General features: G+C 70.5%; 1 protein-coding gene and 1 pseudogene. One reads left to right on the forward strand and one right to left on the reverse strand.

The window, feature by feature from the left end:
• The first annotated feature begins 89 nt into the window (after window positions 1–89).
• Entirely contained in the window at window positions 90–1,634 is a 1,545-nt protein-coding gene (gene ffh / locus JNW98_RS35225) for a signal recognition particle protein (protein WP_223772337.1), read from the forward strand.
• Window positions 1,635–1,722: 88 nt separating this feature from the next.
• Here ffh and JNW98_RS35230 read toward each other — a convergent pair.
• Window positions 1,723–2,066 (reverse strand): annotated as a pseudogene (locus JNW98_RS35230) (SAM-dependent methyltransferase); the annotation flags it as partial.

Consider the following 2,066-nt stretch of genomic DNA (forward strand, 5'->3'; position numbering starts at 1 on the left):
ATAGGCGGGACCGGGGCCACCCCCGCCGAAGGTGCGGATACCCTGGAGGGCGATTCCACCGCCCCCGACCCCGAGGACCGACGAGCGCCGTGTTCGATACCCTTTCCGATCGCCTCGCAGCCACCTTCAAGAGCCTCCGCGGCAAGGGGCGCCTGAGCGAGGCGGACATCGACGCCACCGCTCGCGAGATCCGCATCGCCCTGCTGGAAGCGGACGTCGCCCTCCCGGTCGTCCGGGCCTTCATCAAGCAGGTCAAGGAGCGCGCCACCGGCGAGGAGGTTTCCAAGGCCCTCAACCCGGCGCAGCAGGTCGTCAAGATCGTCAACGACGAGCTGGTCGGCATCCTCGGCGGCGAGACCCGCCGCCTCCGCTTCGCCAAGACCGCCCCCACCGTGATCATGCTCGCGGGTCTCCAGGGTGCCGGTAAGACGACCCTCGCCGGAAAGCTCGGCCTCTGGCTGAAGAACCAGGGCCACAGCCCGCTGCTGGTCGCCTGTGACCTCCAGCGCCCGAACGCCGTCAACCAGCTCAGCGTCGTCGCCGAGCGCGCCGGTGTGGCCGTCTACGCGCCGCAGCCGGGCAACGGCGTGGGCGACCCGGTGCAGGTCGCCAAGGACTCGATCGAGTACGCGAAGTCGAAGGTCCACGACATCGTCATCGTGGACACCGCCGGCCGCCTCGGCATCGACGCCGAGCTGATGCAGCAGGCCGCGGACATCCGCGACGCGGTGAACCCGGACGAGACGCTGTTCGTCGTCGACGCGATGATCGGTCAGGACGCCGTCAACACGGCGGAGGCGTTCCGCGACGGCGTCGGCTTCGACGGCGTCGTGCTGTCCAAGCTCGACGGCGACGCCCGCGGTGGTGCCGCGCTCTCCATCGCGCACGTCACCGGCAAGCAGATCATGTTCGCCTCCAACGGCGAGAAGCTGGACGACTTCGACGCGTTCCACCCGGACCGCATGGCGTCCCGCATCCTCGACATGGGCGACATGCTCACCCTGATCGAGAAGGCCGAGCAGACCTTCAGCCAGGCCGAGGCCGAGAAGATGGCGGCCAAGCTGGCGAAGGGCCCCAAGGAGTTCACGCTCGACGACTTCCTGGCCCAGATGGAGCAGGTCCGGAAGATGGGCAGCATCTCCAAGCTGCTCGGCATGCTGCCCGGCATGGGGCAGATCAAGGACCAGATCAACAACCTCGACGAGCGCGACGTCGACCGCACGGCCGCGATCATCAAGTCGATGACGCCGGCCGAGCGCCAGGACCCGACGATCATCAACGGCTCGCGCCGGGCGCGTATCGCCAAGGGTTCGGGCGTGGACGTCAGCGCGGTCAAGAACCTGGTCGAGCGCTTCTTCGACGCCCGCAAGATGATGTCGCGCATGGCGCAGGGCGGCGGCATGCCGGGGATGCCGGGCATCCCCGGGATGGGCGGCGGCGCCGGCAAGAAGAAGAAGCAGCAGAAGCAGGCCAAGGGCAAGCGCCAGAGCGGCAACCCGATGAAGCGCAAGGCGGAGGAGCAGGCCGCCGCCGCGCGCCGCGAAGAGGCCGCGAACAACCCGCTGGGCCTGCCCGCGGGACAGGACCCGAAGAACTTCGAACTTCCCGACGAATTCAAGAAGTTCATGGGCTGAGCCCGAACGGCCCGGGGCATCCCGGGCGGAAAGCCCCCGGCCCGCGTGGCCGGGGGCTTTTCACGTGCCCGCGCGCGCCCCGCCGCCGCTACACGCGGGCGATGAGATAGCGGAACACATTGGGCATCCACACCGTGCCGTCCCCGCGCAGATACGGGTGGACGGCCTCGGTGAGTTCCTTGGACACCTGCTCCTGGTCGGTGGTCCGGGCGGCCGCGTCGAAGGCGCCCGTCGAGAGCAGCCCGCGGACCGCGCTCGCCAGGTCCGCGTAGCCGTACGGGCAGGCGACGCGCCCCGAGCCGTCCGGCCGCAGCCCGGCCATCCGGGCCAGGTCCTCCAGGTCGTCCCGGCCGCTCGGCCGCCAGTGCGCCGCGGTGGCCATCGGGTCGGCCAGCCGGGCCGCCACCCGCAGCGCGCCGGAGGCCGCGCAGC

It is taken from the genome of Streptomyces huiliensis, assembly GCF_020037025.1.
Lineage (GTDB): Bacteria > Actinomycetota > Actinomycetes > Streptomycetales > Streptomycetaceae > Streptomyces > Streptomyces huiliensis.